27 protein-coding genes are annotated in these 23267 nt (G+C 52.4%); 13 read left to right on the top strand and 14 right to left on the bottom strand.

Going from position 1 to position 23267, the window contains the following annotated elements:
- The first annotated feature begins 67 nt into the window (after window positions 1-67).
- A complete protein-coding gene (locus tag HCX89_RS03350) occupies window positions 68-1015 on the top strand; it encodes a LysR family transcriptional regulator (protein WP_025009469.1) in 948 nt (315 codons plus the stop codon).
- 441 nt (window positions 1016-1456) lie between these two features.
- On the opposite strand, the gene HCX89_RS03345 is transcribed toward HCX89_RS03350, so the two are convergent.
- From HCX89_RS03345 to HCX89_RS03310, 8 genes are all read right to left on the bottom strand, one after another.
- Entirely contained in the window at window positions 1457-3316 is a 1860-nt protein-coding gene (locus HCX89_RS03345; RefSeq protein WP_167715047.1) for a DUF885 family protein, read from the bottom strand.
- Window positions 3317-3793: 477 nt separating this feature from the next.
- Window positions 3794-4930, bottom strand: coding sequence for a radical SAM family heme chaperone HemW (hemW, locus tag HCX89_RS03340; protein ID WP_096141507.1), 1137 nt, complete (start codon window positions 4928-4930; stop codon window positions 3794-3796).
- Window positions 4930-5532, bottom strand: a complete 603-nt coding sequence (rdgB, locus tag HCX89_RS03335) for an RdgB/HAM1 family non-canonical purine NTP pyrophosphatase (protein ID WP_025009467.1) — start codon at window positions 5530-5532, stop codon at window positions 4930-4932. The genes hemW and rdgB overlap by 1 nt, the downstream gene beginning before the upstream one ends.
- Before the next feature lie 219 nt (window positions 5533-5751).
- Window positions 5752-6186: a DUF4426 domain-containing protein gene (locus HCX89_RS03330; protein ID WP_167715045.1), complete on the bottom strand. Its 435-nt coding sequence runs from the start codon at window positions 6184-6186 to the stop codon at window positions 5752-5754.
- A 62-nt stretch (window positions 6187-6248) separates the two neighbouring features.
- Window positions 6249-6536, bottom strand: coding sequence for a DUF167 family protein YggU (gene yggU, locus HCX89_RS03325; protein WP_037467122.1), 288 nt, complete (start codon window positions 6534-6536; stop codon window positions 6249-6251).
- Complete coding sequence (locus tag HCX89_RS03320; protein WP_044733985.1) at window positions 6536-7087, bottom strand: YggT family protein; 552 nt, start codon at window positions 7085-7087, stop codon at window positions 6536-6538. The genes yggU and HCX89_RS03320 overlap by 1 nt, the downstream gene beginning before the upstream one ends.
- Window positions 7088-7110: 23 nt before the next feature.
- A complete protein-coding gene (gene proC / locus HCX89_RS03315; RefSeq protein WP_144159109.1) occupies window positions 7111-7929 on the bottom strand; it encodes a pyrroline-5-carboxylate reductase in 819 nt (272 codons plus the stop codon).
- Window positions 7930-8061: 132 nt separating this feature from the next.
- The gene (locus HCX89_RS03310) at window positions 8062-8757 is read right to left on the bottom strand and encodes a YggS family pyridoxal phosphate-dependent enzyme (RefSeq protein WP_144220311.1); all 696 of its coding nucleotides are present in this window, start codon (window positions 8755-8757) and stop codon (window positions 8062-8064) included.
- A gap of 36 nt (window positions 8758-8793) precedes the next feature.
- On the opposite strand from HCX89_RS03310, the gene HCX89_RS03305 reads away from it, so the two are divergent.
- The 7 genes from HCX89_RS03305 to HCX89_RS03275 all read left to right on the top strand — a co-directional run bounded on the left by HCX89_RS03305 (window position 8794) and on the right by HCX89_RS03275 (window position 15907).
- Window positions 8794-9831, top strand: coding sequence for a type IV pilus twitching motility protein PilT (locus HCX89_RS03305; protein WP_025009461.1), 1038 nt, complete (start codon window positions 8794-8796; stop codon window positions 9829-9831).
- 9 nt (window positions 9832-9840) lie between these two features.
- Window positions 9841-10953, top strand: a complete 1113-nt coding sequence (locus HCX89_RS03300) for a PilT/PilU family type 4a pilus ATPase (protein WP_025887558.1) — start codon at window positions 9841-9843, stop codon at window positions 10951-10953.
- Window positions 10954-11077: 124 nt separating this feature from the next.
- On the top strand, window positions 11078-12187 hold the full coding sequence (locus HCX89_RS03295; protein WP_167715043.1) for a hypothetical protein: 1110 nt from the start codon (window positions 11078-11080) through the stop codon (window positions 12185-12187).
- A 39-nt stretch (window positions 12188-12226) separates the two neighbouring features.
- Window positions 12227-12808, top strand: a complete 582-nt coding sequence (locus HCX89_RS03290; RefSeq protein WP_096141504.1) for a glutathione peroxidase — start codon at window positions 12227-12229, stop codon at window positions 12806-12808.
- A gap of 34 nt (window positions 12809-12842) precedes the next feature.
- A complete protein-coding gene (gene hemH / locus HCX89_RS03285; RefSeq protein ID WP_025009459.1) occupies window positions 12843-13856 on the top strand; it encodes a ferrochelatase in 1014 nt (337 codons plus the stop codon).
- A 175-nt stretch (window positions 13857-14031) separates the two neighbouring features.
- On the top strand, window positions 14032-14766 hold the full coding sequence (locus tag HCX89_RS03280; protein WP_071237900.1) for a tryptophan 2,3-dioxygenase family protein: 735 nt from the start codon (window positions 14032-14034) through the stop codon (window positions 14764-14766).
- A 10-nt stretch (window positions 14767-14776) separates the two neighbouring features.
- On the top strand, window positions 14777-15907 hold the full coding sequence (locus tag HCX89_RS03275) for an aminotransferase class V-fold PLP-dependent enzyme (protein ID WP_107005681.1): 1131 nt from the start codon (window positions 14777-14779) through the stop codon (window positions 15905-15907).
- 118 nt (window positions 15908-16025) lie between these two features.
- Here HCX89_RS03275 and ruvX read toward each other — a convergent pair whose 3' ends face one another.
- The 4 genes from ruvX to HCX89_RS03255 all read right to left on the bottom strand — a co-directional run bounded on the left by ruvX (window position 16026) and on the right by HCX89_RS03255 (window position 17872).
- Complete coding sequence (gene ruvX / locus HCX89_RS03270; protein ID WP_025009458.1) at window positions 16026-16445, bottom strand: Holliday junction resolvase RuvX; 420 nt, start codon at window positions 16443-16445, stop codon at window positions 16026-16028.
- 13 nt (window positions 16446-16458) lie between these two features.
- Window positions 16459-17019, bottom strand: coding sequence for a YqgE/AlgH family protein (locus HCX89_RS03265; RefSeq protein ID WP_062793315.1), 561 nt, complete (start codon window positions 17017-17019; stop codon window positions 16459-16461).
- A gap of 27 nt (window positions 17020-17046) precedes the next feature.
- Entirely contained in the window at window positions 17047-17376 is a 330-nt protein-coding gene (gene yciH / locus HCX89_RS03260; protein ID WP_107005682.1) for a stress response translation initiation inhibitor YciH, read from the bottom strand.
- Between the two features lie 181 nt (window positions 17377-17557).
- A complete protein-coding gene (locus HCX89_RS03255) occupies window positions 17558-17872 on the bottom strand; it encodes a hypothetical protein (protein ID WP_025009456.1) in 315 nt (104 codons plus the stop codon).
- Between the two features lie 178 nt (window positions 17873-18050).
- Here HCX89_RS03255 and HCX89_RS03250 point away from each other — a divergent pair, with 178 nt between their 5' ends.
- Window positions 18051-18608, top strand: a complete 558-nt coding sequence (locus HCX89_RS03250; protein ID WP_025009455.1) for a DUF4136 domain-containing protein — start codon at window positions 18051-18053, stop codon at window positions 18606-18608.
- A gap of 63 nt (window positions 18609-18671) precedes the next feature.
- On the opposite strand, the gene HCX89_RS03245 is transcribed toward HCX89_RS03250, so the two are convergent.
- Complete coding sequence (locus HCX89_RS03245) at window positions 18672-19556, bottom strand: LysR family transcriptional regulator (protein ID WP_107005683.1); 885 nt, start codon at window positions 19554-19556, stop codon at window positions 18672-18674.
- 85 nt (window positions 19557-19641) lie between these two features.
- On the opposite strand from HCX89_RS03245, the gene HCX89_RS03240 reads away from it, so the two are divergent.
- The 4 genes from HCX89_RS03240 to tpx all read left to right on the top strand — a co-directional run bounded on the left by HCX89_RS03240 (window position 19642) and on the right by tpx (window position 22410).
- Entirely contained in the window at window positions 19642-20067 is a 426-nt protein-coding gene (locus HCX89_RS03240; protein WP_025009453.1) for a PACE efflux transporter, read from the top strand.
- A 213-nt stretch (window positions 20068-20280) separates the two neighbouring features.
- Window positions 20281-20856, top strand: a complete 576-nt coding sequence (locus tag HCX89_RS23065) for an OmpA family protein (RefSeq protein WP_083390265.1) — start codon at window positions 20281-20283, stop codon at window positions 20854-20856.
- 30 nt (window positions 20857-20886) lie between these two features.
- Window positions 20887-21711 (top strand): mechanosensitive ion channel family protein, encoded by an 825-nt coding sequence (locus HCX89_RS03230; RefSeq protein WP_025009451.1) that lies wholly within the window; start codon window positions 20887-20889, stop codon window positions 21709-21711.
- Between the two features lie 108 nt (window positions 21712-21819).
- Window positions 21820-22410 carry a thiol peroxidase gene (gene tpx, locus HCX89_RS03225; RefSeq protein WP_096141497.1) on the top strand — a complete coding sequence of 197 codons (591 nt, stop codon included), beginning with the start codon at window positions 21820-21822 and terminating at the stop codon, window positions 22408-22410.
- 58 nt (window positions 22411-22468) lie between these two features.
- Here tpx and HCX89_RS03220 read toward each other — a convergent pair whose 3' ends face one another.
- Entirely contained in the window at window positions 22469-23110 is a 642-nt protein-coding gene (locus tag HCX89_RS03220) for a trimeric intracellular cation channel family protein (RefSeq protein ID WP_025887582.1), read from the bottom strand.
- Between the last annotated feature and the right edge of the window lie 157 nt (window positions 23111-23267).

The following is a 23267-nucleotide window of genomic DNA, read 5'->3' as shown; positions in this document are numbered from 1 at the left end:
ACGGTGAGGCCCGTCGCTTTTCCAGGAAAGCTTTTACCAGTGTTGTAAACGGCTTAAGGCGACTTTCATGTTAGAACTGTTAGAACCTATCGCTATTTTCACTCATGTCGCCCGTGCCGGCAGCTTCAGTGCCGCGGCGCGCAGGCTTGGAATATCCAAATCCAAGGTCAGTACCCAGGTTGCCGATCTTGAACATAAACTCGGGATCCAGTTGATCCAGCGAACAACCCGTAGCTTAAGCCTCACCGAAGCCGGTAATCTGCTGTATGTGCAGGGGGAAGAACTGCTCCGGGATGCGGATCAGGCGGTGGCCAGTGTGCACAACCTCAATGATGCCACCCGAGGCGTGCTCAAGGTAGGGATCTCCCAGTCATTCGGCACCATGCATATTATTCCGGCACTGCCCGAGTTTATGACCCGTCACCCGGATCTCGAGCTGCAGGTGAGCCTGTTAGACCATAAGGTTGATGTGGTCAGTGAAGGCCTGGATCTGCTGCTGACCATGTCAGAGCAACTGCCTCTGGGTATGGTGGCCCGCCCGTTGATGAAGTGTCAGTTCCTGCTGGTGGCTTCCCCCGGGTATGTTGCGGCCCACGGTATGCCGGCCCGGCCGGAGCAGCTGGTGGAGCACAACTGTTTGGTTTACCACGGTGAATGGCATGAGCACAGCGTCTGGCAATTCAAGAAGGGCGATGACTACTGTGAGATAGGGGTTTCGGGTAATTTCAGAGTCGACAATGCGCCGGCGCTCAAGTCTGCCGCTGTCAGTGGGCTTGGGGTGGTTTATCTCGCCAGTTATCTGCTGGAAGATGAAATAGAAAAAGGCACTCTGGTTCCTCTACTTCCCGATTGGCAACTGACCCACCATCTGCCGCTGCAGGCGGTTTATCCAAGACGTAAACACTTGGCTCCCAAGGTGAGTGCCTTTATCGAGTTCATTAAGGATCACATAGGTACACCACCCTATTGGGACAAAAAATACGCAGATCTGTTTGCCCTGCGCCAGGAAAAATAAAGAAATATCGTTCTTATAATAGAACAATGAAAAACACTCAAGTTCCGCTTGGGTGTTTTTTGTTTTTATATCATATAGATATTGAGATTTTGTTGGTTTTTTTATCGCTTTATTGTTTAGTGAATCCTAAAGGTTTTTAATAATCTTGTTGCAGTCTGTTCTGAAATCAATACAATGGTTGCAGTTGATTCGGGTGGAACCAACATACGGGTGTGCCGTGGGACTGACCCCTCCTGCTGTAGACTGCTTGGTTCAACACAGAGTGTTAAGCCCTTATCAATGCCGACCCAGGTTTTCGAACTAAAACAATGTCGGCCTTAAAACCATCATCCTGATTTTGGTTTACCCCGGCCCAGGTGGCCGGGGTATTTTTATGCCTGTTTTCAGAACGGAATCAAGCGTATAAAAAAGCCGCTTAAGAGAGCGGCAGTTGATTCAGTTTCAAGCCTGGCTTTGCGCGGCTACCCAGTCTTTTACTTCCTGCTCAAGTACATCCAGCGGCAACGGGCCGTTTTGCAATACCAGGGTGTGGAAGGCGCGAATGTCGAAACGCTCACCCAGCGCCTCCTTGGCGTAGGCTCTAAGCGCAAGTATCTTGTTCATCCCCACCTTGTAAGCGGTTGCCTGCGAGGGCATAACTATGTGCCGCTCAACCATTTTTACTGCGTCAGATTCGGCATTGGGAGTGTTATCCATGTAATAGGCTATGGCTTGCTCTCGAGTCCATTTCTTGGCATGGATCCCGGTATCCACCACCAAACGGCAGGAGCGCCATAGCTCCATCGCCAATCTGCCAAAATCTGAGTAAGGATCGCTGTAAAGCCCCATCTCCTTGGGGAAGTACTCACTGTAAAGGCCCCAGCCCTCGATATAAGCCGTGTAAGAGCCGAAGCGACGGAAGCTGGGAAGTCCTTCCAGTTCCTGGGCTATGGCTATCTGCATGTGATGCCCGGGGATCCCTTCATGGTAGGCCAGTGCCTCCATCTGGTATTTGGGCATAGCCATTATGTCATAGAGGTTGGCATAGTAAGTTCCCGGGCGACTGCCATCGGCCGAGGGCTGGTTGTAGAAAGCCTTGCCGGCAGACTTCTCCCTGAAGGCTTCCACCTGTTTGACTATCAAAGGCGCTTTGGGCTTTACCTTGAACACTTCATCCAGGCGCGAGTTCATGTTATCGATAAGGGCGGTGGCCTCTCTCAGGTAGGCCCGGCGGCCGGCGTCATTGTCCGGGAAGTAGAAGCCCTCATTCTGGCGCATAAACTCGAAGAAGGCTTTGAGATCGCCCTTGAAGCCAACTTTGTCCATGATGGCGCGCATTTCGCCGTGGATCCTGGCGACTTCGTCCAGCCCTAATTGATGAATGGTATCGGCGCTCATCTCTGTGGTGGTGGTATTGGCCAGGGCATTGTTGTAGAAGGCGCTGCCGCTCGGGAATTTCCAGACACCATCTCTGCTGTCGGCCCGTTTTTCCAGGGTTTCGAGATAGGCAATCAGCTTTTGGTAAGCTGGCCTCAATTGTTCTTTGAGGGCGATGGTGGCTTGATCCAGCAGTTTGTCTCGGGTGTCTTCATCCAGCTTGAGTTTTGCCAACTTGCCCTTGAAGTCGGCCCAGATGGCGCTGTCCGGCTCACCATCAAACGGCGCGCCATGAATAATATTGCGACTGTCTGAAAGCACGTGGGGGAATACGAACTTGGGGGCGATTATGCCTTCCTCGGCGCGAACCTCGAGGGCGGTGATCAGCTGCTCAAACAGCTCAGGAACCCCGGCTATACGGCTGATATAGGCGCGGGCATCGGCTTCGTCGGCTATCGAGTGTTGGTTTATCAACAATGAAGGTACCAGCGAGTGAATGCCGTACATCTGGTTGACCGGGTAGTTGTAGTGGCGAAACTTATCATCGCGGATCTGGCGTTGCAGCTTGGCGGTCAACAGCTCCAGGCTCAACTTGCTCTGTGAGTCCAACTTTGTCGGATCCAGTAGCGACAAGCGCTCAAGCTGCTGCTTGGCGCGAGCAAGCGCGGCATCATCGGCCGCATCTCCCAGTGAGTCCCATTTGCCGTAATCTGTCTTGATACCAAGAAAGGTCTGCCGCACCGGGCTGGCGGCAACATCTTCGTTGAAGATGGCTTCAAACAGGGCGTTGGCTTTGGCGGATTCGGCCTTGATGACCTCTGGAGCCAGGTTTGATGCTTGGTTACTCTGCCCGGAGACAGAGGCTTGGGCGAGAAGGGGATAACTGCTGCTTAAAACGGCGCCAAGGGCCAGCGTCAACAGACTTTTTCTTATGGTTATAGGCATGGACAACTTCCTTTTTGCTTGGCAATGGCAGGCCGGATGACGATGGCCCGAGTTAGGAAAGACGCACAGAAACCGCGACTGCTATGGCTCATTTGCGTCTAAAGAAGTTTATCCTAATGGAATACGGTAACGTAAGGAAGGTGTGTACAAGCCCCATGTGTGCTCTGCGTTGGCTTACAGGCTTGGATGCAAGGCGTGATTCGCAGCGAATGGCAAGCCCTTTGCAAGAGTCACAACACAGCAGACAGGTCTGTAAGACACGCCCTTTGGGGCTTCCACAGCAACAGGCTTTCGGCGTTATCCGACTTTGGCAGGCCCCGGCATGCCTTCAGTCAGATGCCTTGAATGCCAATTGCTGTGGAAGCCAGAGTGCCACGAGGGCTTATATACACCTTCCTTTGGCGTAAATGTTAGAAAATATTTCCTCTTGCTGCTTTCGCTTTGGCAGTAGCAAGAGGAGGCTAATAAGAGATGGAGTTAACAGAACTGCGACAGCAGATCGTTGACGAACATATGCCCCTTGTTGGTGAGCTTCCAGTAACCGGGAGTGATCTCCACCAGCCCGCGCTCGGCGGCCTGCTGCATGCCTTTATCCAGGGTGTTGGCCGCAACGCCGGTGCGCGCTTCAAATTCGCTCCAGGGGATGGGGCTCATCAGTCGCAGCCTGTTCATCAGGTACTCCAGCGCCCTGTCTTCCGGCAGCACGTCACTTACCTCAAATAGATAATCCTCTGTGGCCAAATAACCCTTTGGATGTTTTATCTTTACCGTGCGTACTATGCGGTCCTGCTCCGGTAGCGTCAGCTTGCCGTGGGCGCCGCAACCAATTCCCAGATAATCACCGAACTCCCAATAGTTGAGGTTATGGCGGCACTGAAAACCGGGTTTGGCGTAGGCGGATATTTCATACTGCTGGTAGCCAAGGGCTGCAAGTCTTTGCTGGCCCTGTTCATAGATGTGCCAAAGCGCTTCATCGTCCGGCAGTTGCGGCGGGCGTGAATGAAACAGGGTATTGGGCTCTATGGTGAGCTGATACCAGGACAGGTGCGGAGGATTGAGCGCCGCCGCCGTGTCGATATCGGCCATGGCTTCTTCAAAGCTCTGGTTCGGCAGACCGTGCATCAGATCCAGGTTAAAGCTCTGGTATCCGGCTGCAGCAACGCCTTTGGCGGCGTTGACGGCTTCATCCTTGCCGTGAATTCGCCCCAGCAGGTTGAGCTTGTCTTTGGCAAAGCTCTGCACACCTATGGAGAGGCGAGTGACACCTGCGGCGCGGTAAGCGCTGAAGTCATCATGTTCCAAGGTGCCTGGGTTGGCCTCCATGGTGATCTCTATGTCATCGGCAAAAGCAATGCGCCGGTTCACGCCTTGCAGCAGCCTGCCTATCTGGGCAGCATCGAACAGGGAGGGGGTGCCGCCACCGATAAAGATGCTGTGCAGTTGCCGGCCTTGAACATAGTGCAGGTCAGCGTCGAGATCGCCAAGCAGGGCATCGACATATTCCTGCTGCGGTAGCTCACCCTGTTTTCCGTGAGAGTTGAAATCACAGTAAGGGCATTTCTGCACACACCAGGGAATATGAATATAGAGACTCAGCGGTGGCAGCGTCAGCATCAGCCGAGGATCCCCTGTTGTTTGAAGGCTTCAAGCAGCAATTTCAGTGCCTTGCCTCTGTGGCTGAGATGGTTCTTTTCATCACTGCTGAGCTCGGCGGCAGTTTGCTGGTAACCACAGGGAATGAATACGGGATCATAACCATGGCCATTGTCGCCCTTGGGTTCAAAACCTATTTCCCCTTCCCAGGCGGCCTGGCAGATGATGGGAGTCGGATCCTTGGCATGACGCATATACACAAGTACACACTGGAAACGGGCAGTTCGGGGGGCAGGCGTTGCCTCTATGGCGCCAAGCAGCTTGTTGTAGTTGCCTTCGGCCGTGGCGTTGGCGCCACTGTAACGGGCGGAGTAGATGCCGGGAGCGCCGTCCAGAGCATCAACTTCGAGGCCTGAGTCATCGGCAATAGCGGGCAGGCCGGTGATTTCGGCGGCATGACGCGCCTTGATAATGGCATTTTCAACAAAAGTGGTGCCGGTTTCCGCCACTTCAGGCACATCGAATTGGTTTTGTGGCAACACCTCAATATTGAAGGCGTTGAACATCTCGGCGAATTCTTTGAGTTTTCCCTTGTTGCCACTGGCAAGCACTATCTGTTTCATCTTGGATTTTCCTTATTTCGCAATGCCGGCAATAGTACCATTTTGCAAAAGAGTTTACTCACTCAGCGACAATGAAAAGGTGCGAAAACAAGTAGAGCCGTGGAAGGTTTGAGCCCTAATGGCTGTTGTCGTTTCTCTAAGTCGGCGGTCAATACCCACTCGGGGCGGCCATAAAAAACGCCGCTCATTCGGCGGCGCTCTATTGACGGAATGTGCTGCTCAATCGACGTAGAATTTCTGTTTGAACGCCAGAGTGGTGTTGAGCTTGTTGCCGTGTTTTATCAGGATTTGAAAGTTAATCTCTTGATCGTCGCGATAGGGCACCTCGGCAATATAGTAGATGGCATCACCCTCGCGAATTTCGCGGAATTTCAATTGCATTCTGGCATCGATAAGATTGTTGGCCAGGCCGGATATCTCGACCGGTACTGCCGGATTGCTCTCTTCACTGGTATCCAATACGGCGATATTGATGATACCCGTGTAACGGCTGCGTTCTATGCCGTAGCTCTTGGCGATGGATGGCGTCAAAAAGGTGCTGCCCAGCGCCATATAGTGAATATCGAACTGGCCGACGGTCTGCTTCTGTTCGGCTTGGGCGACACCGGCCAGAGAGCCGAGACACAAAAGCAGAGTCAAAAATTTGCGCAACATAATGCTTTACCTGAGGTTAAGTGTGTTGAATTGATTATAGTCCCTTGTCTGCTGCCATGGCATCAGAGCAAGGCCTCGATTTCAGCGGGCAGTATCTTGGGCGCTTCAATACGCACCTGCTTGTGGCGGCCCAGTTCTCCCTTGACTATGGCTATCTGCCCCTTGGGCACCTTGAAGGCCTTGGACAGATACTTGGTCAGGTGGGCGTTGGCCTTGCCGTCCACAGGTGGCGCGGTAATGGCCACCTTGAACTCTTCACCATGCAGGCCAACCAGTTGATCCCGGCTGGCCTTGGGCTGGATATAGAGATTGAGCAGCAGATCCTGCTGCTCCCAGCTAACGGCTTTCATCAAGCGATGGCCCAGAAAGGAATCGTCTTGGCCAACAGTATGTTGACGAAATTCATCAATACCATCAGCACCAGCAGCGACAAGTCCAGCCCACCCATGGGCGGCAGGAAGCGGCGAATGGGCGCCAGCAGTGGCTCGGTCAACTGCATCATCACATATTCAATCGGGTTGCGTCCCTGGCTGACCCAACTGAGGATAGCGCGAATGATCAGGATCCAGAACAGCAATACCCCGGCCTTTTTGAACAAGGACACCAGGGCAAAAATCAAGGTTGCAACCAGGTTGAAGTCCTCGCCCGCCATCAGAGTCAGCAAGAGTATTTTGGCGACTACCACCAGCAGTGCCAGCACCACAGAGGCCGTATCCAGACTGCCTATGGAGGGCAGTATCCGCCGCATGGGCGCCACAATAGGATGGGTGGCCTTGACGATAAACTGGCTGAAGGGGTTATAAAAATCTGCCCGCACCAGCTGCAGCCAGATCCTCAGTATGACTACCATAAAATAGAGGTCGAATACGACTGTAATCAGGTAAATCAATGCTTCATTCATGAAAAGTTTCGCCCTTGGGTCGTTTAGAATTCTTTGGCCATGGCTTCAGCCCTGGCAATACAGTTATTCATTGCTTGCTTGATCAGTCCCTTGAGATCACTTCGCTGGAAGGTTTCCACCGCCTCATGGGTGGTACCGCCCTTGGAGGTGACATTCTGCCGCAGTTGGCCGGCGCTCAGCTGAGGATTTTGAATCACCATCTGTGAGGCCCCCAGAGCCGCCTGCTGCACCAGTAACCGAGCCTTGGATTCATCCAGCCCCAGCTCTTTGGCCGCATCCATCATGCCTTCCATAAACAGGAAAAAATAGGCCGGAGAGCTGCCCGCCAAGGCGATCACCAAATTGAGATCCGCTTCTTTGTCTACCCACAGGGTCTCGCCGCCACTGGCCATAATCTGCTGGCAAAGATCTTTATCCGCCTGCTCAACCCCACTTGCGGCATAAAGGCCTGTCATGCCATAGCCAAGTTGGGTTGGGGTGTTGGGCATGGTGCGGATAAGCTTAATCTGCTGGCCGAAGTAGTCATTGTATCTGGCGGCCGGGATCCCTGCCGCTATGGTAATAAACAGTTTGTCGGCCAGCGGCAGTGTTGCCAGTTGCTCACACACCTGCTGCATCAGTTGCGGTTTGACCGACAGCACTATGATATCGGCCCAGTCACAGGCGGCTTGGTTGTCTGTGGTGGTGAGGATGCCGAAATCGCGCTTGAGGGCATCGAGTTTACCTGTGCTTGGGTTGCTGGCCTGGATCAATTCAGCCGGATAACCGCTGCCCACCAGCCCGCTGATGATACTGCGGCTCATATTGCCGGCGCCGATAAAACAGATTTTCTTTTGAGCCATGCTGTCCCCTGTCACTTGTGATTGGAGTGTATCCCGCATCGGGTTTGACCGTGCGGGAGATATTAGTATTTGGGCCAATACTATCAAAAACAAGGTCTCAGCGGCCAATCTCAGATCTTATTGACTGGTTTATCAGCCGTAGTTCCGCTCGCCGAAAATAGCGCTACCGACTCTGACCATGGTAGAGCCCTTGGCTATGGCGAGCTCAAGATCCTGACTCATACCCATGGACAGGGTATCCACCTGTGGAAACTTGAGCTTCAGCTCGGCAAACAGTTGCTGCATGTGCGACAGCTCCGCCTCAAGCCTTGGGCCTTCACCGGCACTGGGAATTGTCATCAGTCCCCTGAGTTTGAGGTTGGGCAATGAGTCCACCAGGCTTGCCAACTGAAACATCTCGCTCTGTGTTGCTATTCCTGCTTTGGAATCTTCACCCGAAACATTGATTTGGATGCAGATTTCCAGTGGTGGCATGCCTTCTGGGCGCTGCTCCGACAGGCGGCGGGCAATTTTTTCCCGCTCCAGGGTGTGCATCCAATGGAAGTGCTCGGCGACAATTCTTGATTTATTGGATTGCAGCGGGCCGATAAAGTGCCATTCTATATCGGGACAGCGCTGCGCCAGTTCCATGGCTTTCTGTTGCCCCTCCTGGACATAGTTTTCGCCAAAGCAACGTTGCCCGGCGGCATAAGCTTGTTCAATGTCGGCGACCGGCTTGGTCTTGCTGACAGCCAGCAGCTTGATCTCGCTTGCATTTCGGGACGAAATTTGCGCCGCTTGAGCTATCCTGCGCTGGGCTAGCGCCAGTCTGTCTGCTATTGTTGTCATGATGTAAACTTTTTGGTTGAACGGATATCCCAAACTATGGAAATCACTGAATTATTGGCCTTTAGTGTAAAGCATAACGCTTCGGATCTGCACCTGTCGGCCGGTGTGCCTCCCATGATACGCGTCGACGGCGAGGTCAGAAAGATTAATGTCCCTGCGCTTGATCACCAAGGGGTTCACAGACTTGTCTACGACATAATGAATGACAAGCAGCGTAAGGATTATGAAGAGTTTCTGGAAATCGACTTTTCCTTTGAAGTTCCCAATCTGGCGCGTTTTCGTGTCAATGCCTTCAATCAGTCCCGCGGCGCCGCCGCGGTTTTTCGTACTATTCCCAGCGACATTTTGACTTTGGAACAACTGGGCGCGCCGGAAATCTTCAAGAAAATCGCTTCATATCCTCGCGGCCTGGTGCTGGTAACCGGCCCCACAGGTTCGGGTAAGAGTACCACCCTGGCGGCGATGATAGATTACGTCAATGAGAACCGTCACGATCATATTCTCACCATTGAAGACCCTATCGAATTCGTGCACCAAAACAAGCAATGCCTTATCAACCAGCGGGAAGTGCATCGCCATACCCACAGCTTTAACGCCGCCCTCAGAAGCGCCCTGCGTGAAGACCCGGATGTCATCCTGGTCGGTGAGATGCGGGATTTGGAAACCATACGCCTGGCGATGACCGCGGCAGAAACCGGCCACTTGGTGTTCGGTACCTTGCACACCACCTCGGCGGCCAAGACCATTGACCGTGTGGTTGACGTATTCCCCGCAGGCGAGAAGGACATGGTGCGTACCATGTTGTCTGAGTCGTTGCAGGCGGTTATCTCCCAGACCCTGATCAAGAAAGTTGGCGGCGGCCGGGTGGCGGCCCATGAGATCATGATGGGAACCCCGGCTATCCGAAACCTTATCCGTGAGGACAAGGTGGCACAGATGTATTCTGCTATCCAAACCGGTATGGCCCATGGCATGCAAACTTTGGAGCAGAGCCTGCAGAACCTGGTGAATCGCGGCTTGATCAGTCGGGAAGATGCCATGGCCAAGAGCTCCAACAAACAAGCGAATTTCTAAGGAGTTCCCATGGAAGTCAGACCTTTTCTCAAGGCTATGGTGGATCGCAAGGCCTCGGATCTCTTTATTACCGCGGCCTTTCCTCCCAGTGCCAAGGTGGACGGTGAACTCAGACCGCTGGCGGAAAACGCCTTTACCCCGGCGCAGTCGCTGGAGTTTGTTGAGTCTTTGATGACGCCGGAGCAGAAAAAGGAGTTTCACGAGACCCGCGAATGTAACTTTGCCGTGGGCGCCAAAGAGCTGGGGCGTTTCCGGGTCAGTGCCTTCTGGCAACGGGAGTCGGCGGGCTGCGTGATGCGGCGCATCGAAACCAAGATCCCTACTGTGGAGCAGCTGTACCTGCCGCCCATTCTCAAAGACTTGGTAATGAGCAAGCGCGGATTGGTGATCATGGTAGGGGGAACCGGTACGGGTAAGTCCACCTCGCTGGCGGCACTTATCGGTTACCGTAATGCCAATGCCAGGGGACACATACTCACCATCGAAGATCCGGTGGAATTTGTTCACCAACACGGCAAGAGCATTATCACCCAGCGGGAAGTGGGCATAGATACTGAGTCGTTTGATGCGGCGCTCAAGAGCTCATTGCGCCAGGCGCCGGACGTTATCCTTATCGGTGAGATCCGTACCCAGGAAACCATGGAGTTTGCCCTGTCGTTCGCAGAAACCGGCCACTTGTGTATGGCAACCCTGCACGCCAACAACGCCAACCAGGCGCTGGATCGCATCATGCACCTGGTGCCAGAGAGTAAGCACCAACAACTGCTATTTGACCTGTCGCTTAACTTGCGCGGTATTGTGGCCCAGCAGTTGGTGCCCAAGGTGGACGGCAGTGGTCGTCGCGCAGCCATCGAAGTGCTGATCAACACCCCCAGGGTGGCCAGTCTTATTCAAAAGAACGAGCTGCACGTGCTCAAGGACACCATGGCCAAGTCCAACGAGCAGGGGATGCAAACCTTCGACCAGGCGCTGTTCAAGCTCTATTGTGAAGGGGAGATCAGTTACGCCGATGCACTGCATCATGCCGACTCGCCTAACGACCTGCGACTCATGATTAAACTCCACAGCAATGACACCGGCAATTCAGGTTTCATGGAGGGAGTCACCCTGGATATGGATTAGTGGGAAAGCACTGCAAAAGGCGTCGGAATGACGCCTTTTTTGTTTGTATTGAGTGGATTGTTCGAAAAAGAGCTATCTTTTTGTTATTGTGTTGCGCCTGTTTTGTGAAAAGGATGGAAGGGGAATGCAATTGCAGCAAACCACTTTATTTTCAGCTTTGGGTCTGGCTCTGGCCGGTTGTTTCACTCTGCCGGCCGCAGCCGTGCCGGTTTCCGACGAGCTGGATATCGGCGGGGCGGTACGAGTCAACTATGGCTGGAAAGACTATGATGACGATGCCAAGTTGGAGTTCGAGCTGTTTCGCGCCGATGTCAAATACGATAACGGAGAACTGTTCGCGTCGGCTCAGTACCGCTGGTATCAGGATCAGGATGTGATCCAGCATGCCTTCTTTGGCTATCGCTTTTCAGAAAACTCGGACATTCGCCTCGGGGTCACCCAGGTGCCTTTCGGTTTGCTGCCCTATGCGGCTCATTCCTTCTGGTTCGGCGCGACTTATTATCTCGGCTTTGAAGACGACTATGATGCCGGTATTCACTGGCAGTACAACAAGGACGGCTGGCGCTACGATCTCGCCTGGTTTGCCAATGATGAATATGGCGACGGTAGCCGCTTCAAGCGCTATTCCTTCGATGTCGCCACCACAGAAAACGCCCCCTATGAAGAGGCAGGGCAGTTTAACGTCAGAGTCGAGCGCAGCCTGAAGTATGGCGAGTTTGCCCATAAACTGGGCGCTTCTGTGCAATATAGCCGTTTGGACTACAAGCCAATGGCCGGCGCCGTTGCCGGTGAAGACACAGATGGCTTGGCGGTAGCAGTCCATTGGCAAATGGATTGGCACGCCTGGCAGACTCAGGTGCAGTATCTGCATTATGACTATGACATGCCAGGCGAGCGTTTGGCACTGTCGGCCTTTGCCTACCCGTTTGAGATAGCGGCCGAGGCCGATGTGCTCACATTTAACCTTTCGCGCACCATAGATGTTGATTGGGGCCCTATCACTCAGCTCAACTGTTATAACGACTACAGCCAGGTATTTGCCTCGGGTACCGGGTTGGATGATTCGGTGCAGAATGTCACAGGATGCGCCATCAGCGCCGGTAAGTTTTACTCCTACGTGGACTGGATCGCCGGTAAAAACATGTGGTTTGTCAACGGCCCCGGCATAGGTATTGCCGAAGGCGACAGCAGCTGGCATTCAAGGCTGAATATCAATGTTGGCTTCTACTTTTAACGGCTGAAGCTGGTAAGAATAAAAACAAATGGAGGTGTTATGGTGAAGGTGTTCAAGCCCTTGGCAAGATTGAATTTAACCGGGCCTGCATTGAAGAGGCTGGCTTTTACAGCATTGGCTTTAGCGCCCACGGCGGCTTTTGCCGGTCAGTGCCCCGATTACCTCAATATCAAGTTGAGAAAGCTCCATTCCCAGGAGTCTGTCGACCTATGTGAACTCACCCAAGGTAAACCTGTGCTTCTGGTCAATACCGCCAGCAATTGTGGTTTTACGCCTCAATTCAAAGCGCTTGAAGCCCTGCATAAGGACTACCGCGAGCGCGGGCTGGTGGTGATAGGTTTCCCATCCGATGACTTCTTCCAGGAAGAAAACCAAGAGAAAGATACCGCCAAGGTGTGCTACATCAACTATGGAGTGACCTTTACTATGGTGGCCACCTCTGCGGTTCGCGGCAGTGATGTGAACCCGGTATTTGCCTATCTGGGGCAGCAGGCCGGCGCGCCCAAGTGGAACTTCTATAAGTACCTGGTCAGTGGCGACGGTAAACAGGTGCAGAGCTTTAACTCCAGAGTCAAACCCGATAGTGATGAATTGATCAAAGCGATTGAATCTGTGCTTTAATATCTGACTTATTCGTTTTCTATCTGAGGTGATTTTGGCTAAGTTTATCGGTCTTGATAAAGACAAGGGCCACGCCGGGCGTGGTAAAACCGGGATATTGCTGTTGAATCTGGGGACGCCGGACGCACCGACACCCGCGGCGGTGCGGCGTTATCTGGCCGAATTTCTCTCCGATCCCAGGGTGGTGGAGATCCCCAAGGCGCTGTGGAAGCTTATTCTCCATGGCATTATTCTCAGGGTCAGGCCGGCCAAATCGGCGGCCCTTTACCGTGAGGTGTGGACTGATAAGGGCTCGCCACTGATGGATATCAGTGAGCGCCAGACCCAGGCCTTGGCAGAAAAACTCAAGGCCGAAGGCGTTGAAGCCGAAGTTGCCTTGGCGATGCGTTACGGCAACCCGGCGGTGGGCGATGTGCTCAAACGCCTGCACAATCAAGGGGTCGATAAACTGGTTGTGCTGCCGCTCTATCCTCAATATGCCGGCCCTACCACGGGCTCTGCATTTGATGCCATAGCCAAAGAGTTGACTCAATGGCGTTACCTGCCGTCGCTGCACTTTATCCATACCTACCACGATAATCCGCTGTTTATCGAGGCGCTGGCCGAGTCCATCGAAGTAGACTTTGCCCAACACGGTAAACCGCAGAAATTGGTGCTGTCGTACCATGGTATGCCGGAGCGGAATCTCAAGCTGGGCGACCCTTACTACTGCTTCTGTATCAAGACCTCAAGATTGTTGGTCGAGCGTCTTGGGCTGGCAGAGGATGATGTGATCAGTAGCTTCCAGTCCCGTTTCGGCAAGGCCAAATGGCTGGGCCCTTACACGGATGAAACCATGATGGCTCTGCCAAAGCAGGGGATCACAGATGTAGCCGTTGCCTGTCCTGCATTCAGCGCCGACTGCCTGGAAACTCTGGAGGAGATTGCCGGGCAGAACCGTGAGTTTTTCGAACAGGCCGGTGGTAAGTCATTCCGCTATATAGCGGCGCTCAACGACAGACCGCGCCATATAGAGATGATGGCGGAGTTGGTTCGTCCCTATCTGTAAGCATTCTTCCTCCCCCCTAATCAGGGCTGCAGTCCGGCAGCCCTGCCAACAATATTTGACACTGCTGTTCTTTGCGGATCGCTTCGCTGCCCTTGTTGCCTGCCACGCTATGCCTTAGCTTGGCAAGTTGAATGTTAATTTATGGTTAACAACACAAGAATAAGGATAAGGCATCATGGATCGCGAGCAGATATATGCCAGCATGGCCGGAGAGGGTCGACTGGATTATGAAAAGTACCTCAATACTCCCAAATTGCTCAGCTGTCAGAAGCCCTATGAGCAGCTGTGTAACGCCGATGAGCTGCAGTTTCAAATAGTGCATCAGTCGGAGGAGCTGTGGATGAAGCTCATCTGCTACACCCTGCTGGAGATTGATGAGCGTATGGCCGCAGGGGAGACCTTCAAGGTGTTGACCCTGTTTGCCAGGGTACATAAGGCGATGGGGTTTCTTATCGAGCAACTGAGTATTCTCGACACTATGTCTATCAAGGATTATCAGGCCATTCGACTGCAACTGGGCAACGGCAGCGGTCAGGAATCACCGGGATTCAGAACCCTGTTGCAGCTTTATAAGCCGCTGTGGCTCACCTTTGAGCGAGTCTACCTTGAGCAAAAGGGGCTGACGGTCGAGCAGATATACAACAGTGAATACCGTCATGATGAAAGCTATATGGTGGCCGAGGCCATGATAGAGTACGACCAGCTGTTTCAGCACTTCCGTTACCATCACATCAAACTCATCCACAGAAGCATAGGCATAGACAGCATGTCGCTGAAGGGGCGCAGCACTGAAATCCTTAACTCAGGTATGAAGATGCAGTTTTTCCCTAAACTGTGGCAAATTCGCGGTCAGATGACAGATATCTGGGGCGGTGTTTACGGTGTCAAACGCGACTCGATTGCCGACTGAGGAGCCTGGAATGTCGTTGAAATCGCGTTTTCATCTGCCCGAAGGGCACTATTTTTTGTCCCACTCTGTGGGCGCCATGCCAAAGGGCTGCGAAGCTGCGGCCAGCGAGTTTCTCGGCGCCTGGAAGCATCAAGGCGGTGACGCCTGGCCTGTGTGGCTCGAGGGGGTTGAGCAGTTTTTGCAGCAACTTGCGGCTTTGACCCGAGTTCCCACCAGTGGCTTTTGCCCGCAGCTGAATCTCTCTTCGGCTTTATCCAAGCTGGTCGGCGCCCTGCCGAATGCCAAGCCCGGTCAGCGGATCTTGGCCACTGAACTGGATTTCCCCTCCATGGGGTTTGTACTGCAACAGGCCGAGAAGAAGGGCTACCGCCTGCAGCTGCTTGAGCCGCAAGCCGGGCTGGTGTCTTTGAGTCAGTGGCAACAGGCTTTGGGAGAGGATGTGGCGCTGGCCTTTATCACCCATGCCATTTCCGAAACCGGTCAGTTGCAGTCTGTGAGTGAAATTTGCGCTCTGGCCCGAAGCTTAGGAGTAATGACTGTGGTGGACATTGCCCAGTCTCTCGGAGTCATACCGATAGATTTGGGGCAGTGGCAGGCTGATGCTGTCTTGGGGTCCTGCGTTAAATGGTGTTGTGCTGGCCCGGGAGCGGCCTTTTTATGGCTCAGCGATAAGTTGGCCCAGACGCTGGAGCCTGTGGATCTGGGATGGTTCTCCCATGAGGCGCCGTTTGAGTTCGATATCCATGATTTTCGCTATGCCAAGGGAGCAAAAAGGTTTTGGGGGGGCACGCCTTCCGTATTGCCTTACATGCTGGCAGCGGCGTCACTGCAGCAGCTGCGCGCTTTCGGCGATAGTCAAATTTATCAACACAATCAGCGCCTGGGGCAGGGGATCCTGGATTGTGCCCTGAGTCATGAACTCAAGGTGGTGACGCCCAATATCAGCGGCGAGCGCAGTGGCACTGTGGTAGTCGATTTCGCCGATAGGCAGGCGGCGCAGCAAGTGTTCAACAGATTGGGGATCAAGACAGACTTGCGCCCAAGATTTGGCTTTCGCTTTTCGCCGCATATCTATACCGATGGTGAGGATATGGAGGTTTTGCTGCAGGGGCTCAGACAGTTGGCCGGCAAAAGGCCCTGATAACTTGTGGGGGCAGGATCTAGGGCCGATCCAGATGAGACTCATTCCTGAGGAAGCCGAAATAAGATTGGGCCAGCTGCGGCTTGAACTCCCCGGGGGGCTTTAAGCCGCAGAGGTTTCAGTACTGGTTCTCGAAATAGCTTTCGATGATCAGCACAGCAGAGACGGCATCGATCTGGCCCTTGGTCAGCGCCTTGAAGCCACCGAGTTCAAATAATCTGGCCTTGGCATCGGCCGTGGTCAGACGTTCATCCTGGGTGGCCACCTTGACACCGAAGCGCCCGGCAATACGGTTGGCAAACTTACGGGCTCTCTGGGTCATCTCCTGCTCTGTGCCATCCATATTGAGTGGCAGCCCCACCACCACGAGATCCGGTTGCCATTCTTCGATTAAAGCCGCTATCTGCTGCCAATCGGGAATACCATCCACTGCCTTGATGGATGTCAGTGGGCTGGCACTGCCGGTCAACTGCTGACCTATGGCTATGCCTATGCTTTTGGTGCCGAAATCGAAGCCCAGTACGGTTTTTGCAGTCATTTTGCCTCTGTAATCAAGCGTGTCCCATCTGGCTGGACATTTGCCAGATATCGAATCCCAGTGATTGGGTGGCCTTGAGCCAGCGATGCTCATGGGGAGTATTGAACAGTATCTCGGGTGTGGCGGGAATGGTCAGCCAGCTGTTTTCCGCCAGTTCCTGTTCCAGCTGGTGGCGGCTCCAACCCGCGTATCCCAGCGCCACCAGAAAATGCTCCGGCGCCTTTGAGGTGCCAAGAGAGGTGAGAATATCCCGTGAGCTGGTCAACATTATCTCGTCATTGATGGCAGTGCTGTTGGCCCAATAGGGTTGACTGCTGTGCAGTACAAAGCCCCGCTCCGGGTTCACCGGACCGCCTACCAGTACGCTGTTGTCTATTGAAGGCTTGAGAGATACCTCTTCTGCCAGCTCCATCTGCAGCAGTAACTCATCAACCTCAATGCCTATGGGACGATTGACCATGAGTCCCATGGCGCCCTTGCTGTCGTGCTCGCACACATAGATGAGCGAACGCTCGAAGAAAGTATCATCGAGCGAAGGCATGGCGATAAGAAAATGATTTTGCAAACTGTCCATCATACTGCTCCTGGTACTTGTTGCCTGTCAGCCGCCGGCCAGCTTCACCTTGTAGCCCAGCTTCTCCAGCAGGCCCTGGAGTTGCTCACGATTGTCGGTCTGGATCTCGATGTCGAACGCTTTTACTGTGCCGCCGCAACCGCATTGCTTCTTGAGTTTTTGCGCCAGATCTTTCAGCGCCTTGGCATCCAGTTCCAGCCCCTTGATTACTGAAACACCTTTGCCTTTGCGGCCCTTGCTGTCCTTGTGGATCCGGACGATACCATCGGATGTCGGGATGGTGGCTTGTTCCTTGGGCTGGCTAATACGGCCTTTGTCGGTACTGTATACCAAACTGACATTGGGATCTGTTTTCATTGTTGATGCTGATCTATGGCTTATGGGCGCAGTCTAGCAGATTTAGCCTAAGCGCCCAATGGCTTGCTCCAAGCCGCTGAAATCAAAAAAAAGCCACCATTGAGGTGGCTGGTAAAAAACTGAAATTGTGCAGGGAACAATATCAGCCACCGGCTTGGACGCCGGCAATCACAAGAAGATGTCAGGAAAGCAGTATTCCGCCAAGCACTGCCACCACAGATAAAAAGGCGCAGGGCAGCATCAGTATTCTTAGCTTGGGCACCAATAGTGTCAGTGTCGTCAGGACGAAGCCGAAAGCGGCCAGATCAAAAGGTGAAATCTGTTGCTCGACCAATCTGGCACCGAGCCAACCGAGAATGAGCAGCGGCAGGATAAGCAAACGCCTGGCTTGATTGATGCTGCCTATTCCGGCCAGTTCCTGCGCCTGTTGCAGCAGAGAATTTCGAGTCAGCAAAACGCCACTGGCAATAATAAAGAATGCGAGATACCAAAGCATGAGTCATTCACTATCTAATCTACATGATAATCATTATCATTTGGTGCCATGCTGAAGTCAAGCTGAATCGGTAAACTAAATTTTGTTAAATTCGGTTGTAGAGCAGAAGATTGAAATGTAAGCTGATTTCATGGGTTTTTATGGCCGTTTCCTGGCCTGGGTAAACGAGGAAATTTCGATGAAGTATCTGATAACAGCCGCAATGGCACTGATGCTAAGTGCTTGTAGTACACTGAATACTGGCTGGGATTATGACCCGGGTGTGAACTTTAGCCAGTACAAGAGTTATGCCTGGGTGGAAAAGCAATCCGAAGACACCAGCTATCATCTGGATGGTTTGATGGATCAGCGAGTACGTGATGCCTTGGATCGGCAGTTGGCACAAAAGGGCCTGCAGATTGCTACCAAGGAAAACGCCGATATCCTGGTTAACTATCTGACCAAGGTAGACAAGAAAATCAATGTCGACACTTTCAACACCAACTATGGTTACAACCCATATTGGGGGCCGGGTTGGGGCTGGGGCGGCAATATGCAGACCCAAACCACAGTACGCGAATATGAAGTCGGTACCTTGATTGTGGATCTGGTCGACGCCAAGTCCGGCAAGCTCATCTGGCGTGGCTCAGTGGCTGACACCATTCGTGATAGCGATACTCCGCAAAAGCGAATTGCCAAGGTTAACGAGGCGGTAGCCAGTGTAATGAGCAACTTCCCGCCCAAGGTGGAAAAATAACCTCTGATCCACGCGGGCACATTGTAGGAATTCAATATTGGAATAAAGCGGCATAAAGCCGCTTTATTGTTTTTTAAGAAGTTCACGCAGTAGTTGCCGCATTCTGACATTGACTCTGGACACCTGACTGGCCGATGACTGGAGTACATCCACATTGGCCTGCCAGCCGCCTACTTCAAAATCCAGCTTTACGGCCTGTAATTCCCCCTTACTCATTGCTTCCTGAGCCAAAGGCCTTGGCAGCAGTGCCCAACCAAACCCTTGTTTGGCCAGCTCCAACAGGACGTAATAGTTGTCGGCAAACCAAACATCCGGCGAGTGCACCTGATCGAACCAGAAATTACTCGAGTATTTGCTGCCTATGACCAGTTGTCTGTGCAGTTTGAGAATATCCGTATGCATGGCACGTATCTCGGCCAAGGGGTGTTTGGGGCTGACCAGTAACTCAAAAGTCACAGTGCCTATGGTTTCAAAGTCCAGAGTTTCGGGGTAAACCGGTTCACTAAACAGCAGGCCCAAAGTGGCTTTGCCTTCCTTGACCAGAGCAATCACATCTTTGCTCGAGGCGCACAGCAAACTCAGGCAAATTTGCGGAAACTCTAGCTCCAGTTGCCTGAGCAGATCGCCGAGGCGGTTGTAGGGGATCCCTTCATCAACCGCCAGAATCACTTCCATTGATGTGTCACTGCCCAAACCGGATACCTGTTGAGCCAATCTGCGGTGCTGAGCCAACACGGCTTTGGCGTAGGGCAACAGGTGATACCCAGCCGCGGTCAATTGGGGATAACGACCGCTGCGGTCAAAGAGTTGTAGCCCGGTATCCAGCTCCAGATTCATTATCTGCTGGCTAATACCGGATTGCACTTTACCCAGTTGTCTGGCGGCGGCTGAAAAGGAGCCCGTCTCGACACTGGCGACAAAAGCTTCCAATTGTTCTGTGGTTAACATATCACTATTGGTGATGGTATCTAACTTTTAGGTATCTTGATGATAGATGATAATCCGCGGCCTGTTAATCAGAATGGAAATAAGCATGACTACTCAAGAACGTATTTTTCAGGCGCTGCTATTCGAAGCCATAGCCCTTATTCTATTAATCCCGGTTGCCTCCTGGGCCACAGGCAGCGCAGTGGGCACCATGGCAGGCGTGAGTGTTTTCTTAAGTTTGTGTGCCATTGTGTGGAACTACTTGTACAACCTGGGGTTTGACCGGCTTTATGGCAATAACCGTGATGCCCGTGGTATTGGGCTCAGGTTATTGCATACCCTGGGGTTTGAAGGCGGACTCATTCTGGTGACGGTTCCCGCTATTGCTTGGGCGCTGGAAACCAGCTTGCTCAACGCTTTCTTTATCGAGGCCGGTATTCTGGTGTTCTTCTTTTGCTACAACCCCTTGTTTAACTGGTTCTATGACAGTTTGCGGCTCAAGTATGTCGGCCCATATCAGCAAGGTGTTTAATAAAAAGGCAACTATATGTAGGAGATTTCTGCTGTAGTAGCGACTCTTTGCCGCAGATACTGGTTTATCTTGGCTAAAATTACAGACGATTATACAATGCGTTAGCAAGTGACCTGTGACTTGGCGCACTAAAGCCAAGTGAACCGGCGGCGGATTGTGTTCTGCCTGGAACTCATCTATACAGATGAAGGATTGATAGTTAGGGAGGCCTGAGTGAACCGTTATTTGGGCTTGGCGGGGTTTATTCCTCTGCTGTTGCTGAGCAGCGCTGTACTTGCCTGGGAAGATTCTGACAGTGATGGTGTCCCTGACGCTAAAGATGCCTGTCCCGATACCCCGGCACAGGTAGCTGTGAGCGCCAATGGTTGTGTCTTGGACAAGGCCGTCTCCCTGACGGATATCTGTTTACCGACAACGTCAGGTGGTGTCTATCCCCCCAAATGCGGTACAGCCAATCCAGTAAGGCTGTATTTTGACTTGGGTTCGGCGCAGATCCCCTTGGCTCAGTGGCCGCAACTTGCCAGAATGAAAGCTTTTCTTCATCAATATAAGGTAAACTTGTGCATTGAAGGACATGCCGACATCAGCGGTTCAGATGCCATAAATCAACCTTTGTCTGAAGCCAGGGCCGAAAGTGCCAAAATGGTACTGATTGAAGATTATGGTTTTCCGGGGGCGCAATTCAGAACCCGCGGATATGGCAGTAAGCAGCCTGCCGCCGATAATACCAGTGTCTCGGGTCGCAGCCTTAACCGTAGGGTTGAGTTTGTGGTCGATTTAAAAAAGTAAGTTAAATAAGGTTTTTAAGGGAGTATTTCAATGGAAAATCTCGAAGGGCTGTTCAAACAAGCGCCCGAGTTAATCGCGGCCTATGGCATCAAGATACTGCTTGCCATTGTCATTTTCTTTGTCGGTAAGTATCTGTCCAATGTGGCCAAGAAAGTCACGGCTAAAATGTTGGGCAAGCGCAAGATAGATCAGACAGTGGTTTCCTTCGTCGCCAACATGGCTTGGGCCGTGGTGTTTGTATTTACCGTTATCGCTACCTTGGGGCAGCTAGGCATTCAGACTGCTTCTCTGGTTGCAGTTCTCGGTGCCGCCGGTTTGGCCGTGGGCTTGGCGCTGCAGGGCTCACTGTCCAACTTTGCCGCCGGTGTCTTGATGGTACTGTTCCGCCCTTGTCGTGTGGGTGACTATGTTGAAGCCGCAGGTGTTGCCGGTACTGTAGATGAAATCACCATCTTCTCTACCCGCCTGAAAACGCCGGACAACAAGGTCATCATAGTGCCCAACTCCACTATCATGAATGGTAGCATCACCAACTACTCTGCTATGGACAAGCGCCGTATCGATCTGGTGATTGGGGTTTCTTACGATGCCGATATCCGTCATACCAAGCAAATACTGACAAGCATTCTCGATAACCACGAGAAAGTACTGAAAGAGCCTGGCTATACTGTGGGTCTGCACACACTGGCTGACTCTTCGGTTAACTATGTGGTTCGCCCTTGGGTGAAGTCCGCTGATTACTGGGGGGTCTACTTCGAACTGATGGAGCAGATTAAACAGTCTCTGGACGAAAACGGCATTGGCATTCCATATCCTCAGATGGATCTGCATGTCAAAGAGCTGCCTTCCAAGTAAGTTCAGCTTTGGACAAAGACCGGCAGATGCCGGTCTTTTTTTACCTGTATTCTGACAATGCGTTATATTAGCCAGGATGAATTTGAACCGGGATTGAGGGAGAAAACTATGTTGAAACTGACAAAGTGGAGCGCCGTGTGTGTATTGGCCTTGGCGAGCGCCTCGGCTATGGCGGCAGAAGGGAAAGTGGCAGCCGAAGTCAAAATGGGCGGCCAGAGTGTCACCTTGATGGGTAAGTTGCCCGAGCTTAACCAGCTTGCACCAGGGTTTAAGGTGGTGGATGACAAGTTTGCCCCAGTGACTTTAAGTGACTTCAAGGGTAAGACAGTACTTATCAGTGCGGTTCCCAGTCTGGATACCGGCGTCTGTGCCCTGCAGACCAAGAGATTCAATAAGGAGTTCAGCAAGTTTGATGATTCTGTGGTCATGTTGACTGTCAGTGAGGACTTACCCTTTGCCCAGAAACGTTTCTGCAAGGTGGAGAATGTCGATAAAATCAAGGTATTATCAGACTCAGTCTGGCGTGATTTTGGTAATAAATATGGTCTATTGATCCCTAACCGAGGCTTGCTGGCCAGAGCGATATTTATTATAGATGCCAATGGCCAGCTCAAGTACCGTGAGCTGGTGGCAGATGTGTCTCACCATCCTGATTATGACGCGGCGCTCAAGGCCTTGAGCGAAATCAGCAAGGGCTGAATGTAAAAACGCCGGCTTGTGTGCAGGCGTTTTCAGTTTTAGAGGGCTACCTGCTCACTTAGTCCAGATGTGGATCTGAGCCGGTTTGGTAGTCGAAGGTTGGCATGGCCCAGTGATACTTGATGGCCAGCATCCGCAAACTGAAACCCAGAGTGAGACACAGGCTGAGATTGATCCATTCGGCCAGTTGCCACTGCGACAAAAATACATAGAGCCCGGCAGTGATGATGGAGATCACTGCGTACAGCTCCTTGCGAAAGATCAGCGGCATCTGATTACAGAGAATGTCGCGAATAATACCGCCGAAAACCCCGGTAACCACCCCCATTACCACAGCCACTACGGGACTGAAACCCAGCAGCAGGGTCTTTTGGGCTCCGACAATGGAAAACACAGCCAGGCCAAGGGCATCGATTGCCAGAAACAGCTTTGACAGGTAACGCATTACAGGGGCAATTATCACAGTCAACAGTGAAGCAAAGCCGATAGCCACCAGATAATGCCAGTTTTCTACCCAGATCAGCGGGTAGTTACCCAATAGCATGTCTCTGAGCGTGCCGCCGCCTATGGCGGTAGCGCACCCCACAATTACCACGCCAAAGAGATCCATCTGTTTTTTACCCGCCGCCAATGCGCCGGTCATTGCTTCGGCCAGTACACCAATCAGCCAAAGTATGGCGATAAACTGAGCTTCTTGCATAATATTCGCATCAAAATAACAAAGGATCAGAATTCTGCCGGAAAATACCGCAGTTTAACAGTGATTTTATTTAAATTTTTGGATTAGTTTTATTTATGGTTGATTATTTTTTGTTGTTTATTGTTTGTGTATTTTTATGATTTTAAATGGTTTTATT

It is taken from the genome of Shewanella sp. Iso12 (genome assembly GCF_012030025.1).
In the GTDB taxonomy this organism is placed as follows: Bacteria; Pseudomonadota; Gammaproteobacteria; order Enterobacterales; family Shewanellaceae; genus Shewanella; species Shewanella algae.
Note: the sequence above shows the minus strand (reverse complement) of the source record. Positions and strands in the feature narration are given on the sequence as shown.

Coding starts and splice junctions, on each gene's coding strand:
- tpx (WP_096141497.1), top strand. CDS start 21,820: ATGTTGAAACTGACAAAGTGGAGCGCCGTGTGTGTATTGGCCTTGGCG.
- HCX89_RS03245 (WP_107005683.1), bottom strand. CDS start 19,556: ATGTTAACCACAGAACAATTGGAAGCTTTTGTCGCCAGTGTCGAGACG.
- HCX89_RS03280 (WP_071237900.1), top strand. CDS start 14,032: ATGGATCGCGAGCAGATATATGCCAGCATGGCCGGAGAGGGTCGACTG.
- HCX89_RS03230 (WP_025009451.1), top strand. CDS start 20,887: ATGGAAAATCTCGAAGGGCTGTTCAAACAAGCGCCCGAGTTAATCGCG.
- yggU (WP_037467122.1), bottom strand. CDS start 6,536: ATGAAAGCCGTTAGCTGGGAGCAGCAGGATCTGCTGCTCAATCTCTAT.
- HCX89_RS03300 (WP_025887558.1), top strand. CDS start 9,841: ATGGAAGTCAGACCTTTTCTCAAGGCTATGGTGGATCGCAAGGCCTCG.
- HCX89_RS03320 (WP_044733985.1), bottom strand. CDS start 7,087: ATGAATGAAGCATTGATTTACCTGATTACAGTCGTATTCGACCTCTAT.
- HCX89_RS03295 (WP_167715043.1), top strand. CDS start 11,078: ATGCAATTGCAGCAAACCACTTTATTTTCAGCTTTGGGTCTGGCTCTG.
- HCX89_RS03310 (WP_144220311.1), bottom strand. CDS start 8,757: ATGACAACAATAGCAGACAGACTGGCGCTAGCCCAGCGCAGGATAGCT.
- yciH (WP_107005682.1), bottom strand. CDS start 17,376: ATGAAAACAGATCCCAATGTCAGTTTGGTATACAGTACCGACAAAGGC.
- HCX89_RS03240 (WP_025009453.1), top strand. CDS start 19,642: ATGACTACTCAAGAACGTATTTTTCAGGCGCTGCTATTCGAAGCCATA.
- HCX89_RS03275 (WP_107005681.1), top strand. CDS start 14,777: ATGTCGTTGAAATCGCGTTTTCATCTGCCCGAAGGGCACTATTTTTTG.
- rdgB (WP_025009467.1), bottom strand. CDS start 5,532: ATGAAACAGATAGTGCTTGCCAGTGGCAACAAGGGAAAACTCAAAGAA.
- HCX89_RS03255 (WP_025009456.1), bottom strand. CDS start 17,872: ATGCTTTGGTATCTCGCATTCTTTATTATTGCCAGTGGCGTTTTGCTG.
- HCX89_RS03265 (WP_062793315.1), bottom strand. CDS start 17,019: ATGGACAGTTTGCAAAATCATTTTCTTATCGCCATGCCTTCGCTCGAT.
- ruvX (WP_025009458.1), bottom strand. CDS start 16,445: ATGACTGCAAAAACCGTACTGGGCTTCGATTTCGGCACCAAAAGCATA.
- hemW (WP_096141507.1), bottom strand. CDS start 4,930: ATGCTGACGCTGCCACCGCTGAGTCTCTATATTCATATTCCCTGGTGT.
- HCX89_RS03250 (WP_025009455.1), top strand. CDS start 18,051: ATGAAGTATCTGATAACAGCCGCAATGGCACTGATGCTAAGTGCTTGT.
- HCX89_RS03350 (WP_025009469.1), top strand. CDS start 68: ATGTTAGAACTGTTAGAACCTATCGCTATTTTCACTCATGTCGCCCGT.
- HCX89_RS03345 (WP_167715047.1), bottom strand. CDS start 3,316: ATGCCTATAACCATAAGAAAAAGTCTGTTGACGCTGGCCCTTGGCGCC.
- HCX89_RS03220 (WP_025887582.1), bottom strand. CDS start 23,110: ATGCAAGAAGCTCAGTTTATCGCCATACTTTGGCTGATTGGTGTACTG.
- HCX89_RS03330 (WP_167715045.1), bottom strand. CDS start 6,186: ATGTTGCGCAAATTTTTGACTCTGCTTTTGTGTCTCGGCTCTCTGGCC.
- HCX89_RS03305 (WP_025009461.1), top strand. CDS start 8,794: ATGGAAATCACTGAATTATTGGCCTTTAGTGTAAAGCATAACGCTTCG.
- HCX89_RS03290 (WP_096141504.1), top strand. CDS start 12,227: ATGGTGAAGGTGTTCAAGCCCTTGGCAAGATTGAATTTAACCGGGCCT.
- proC (WP_144159109.1), bottom strand. CDS start 7,929: ATGGCTCAAAAGAAAATCTGTTTTATCGGCGCCGGCAATATGAGCCGC.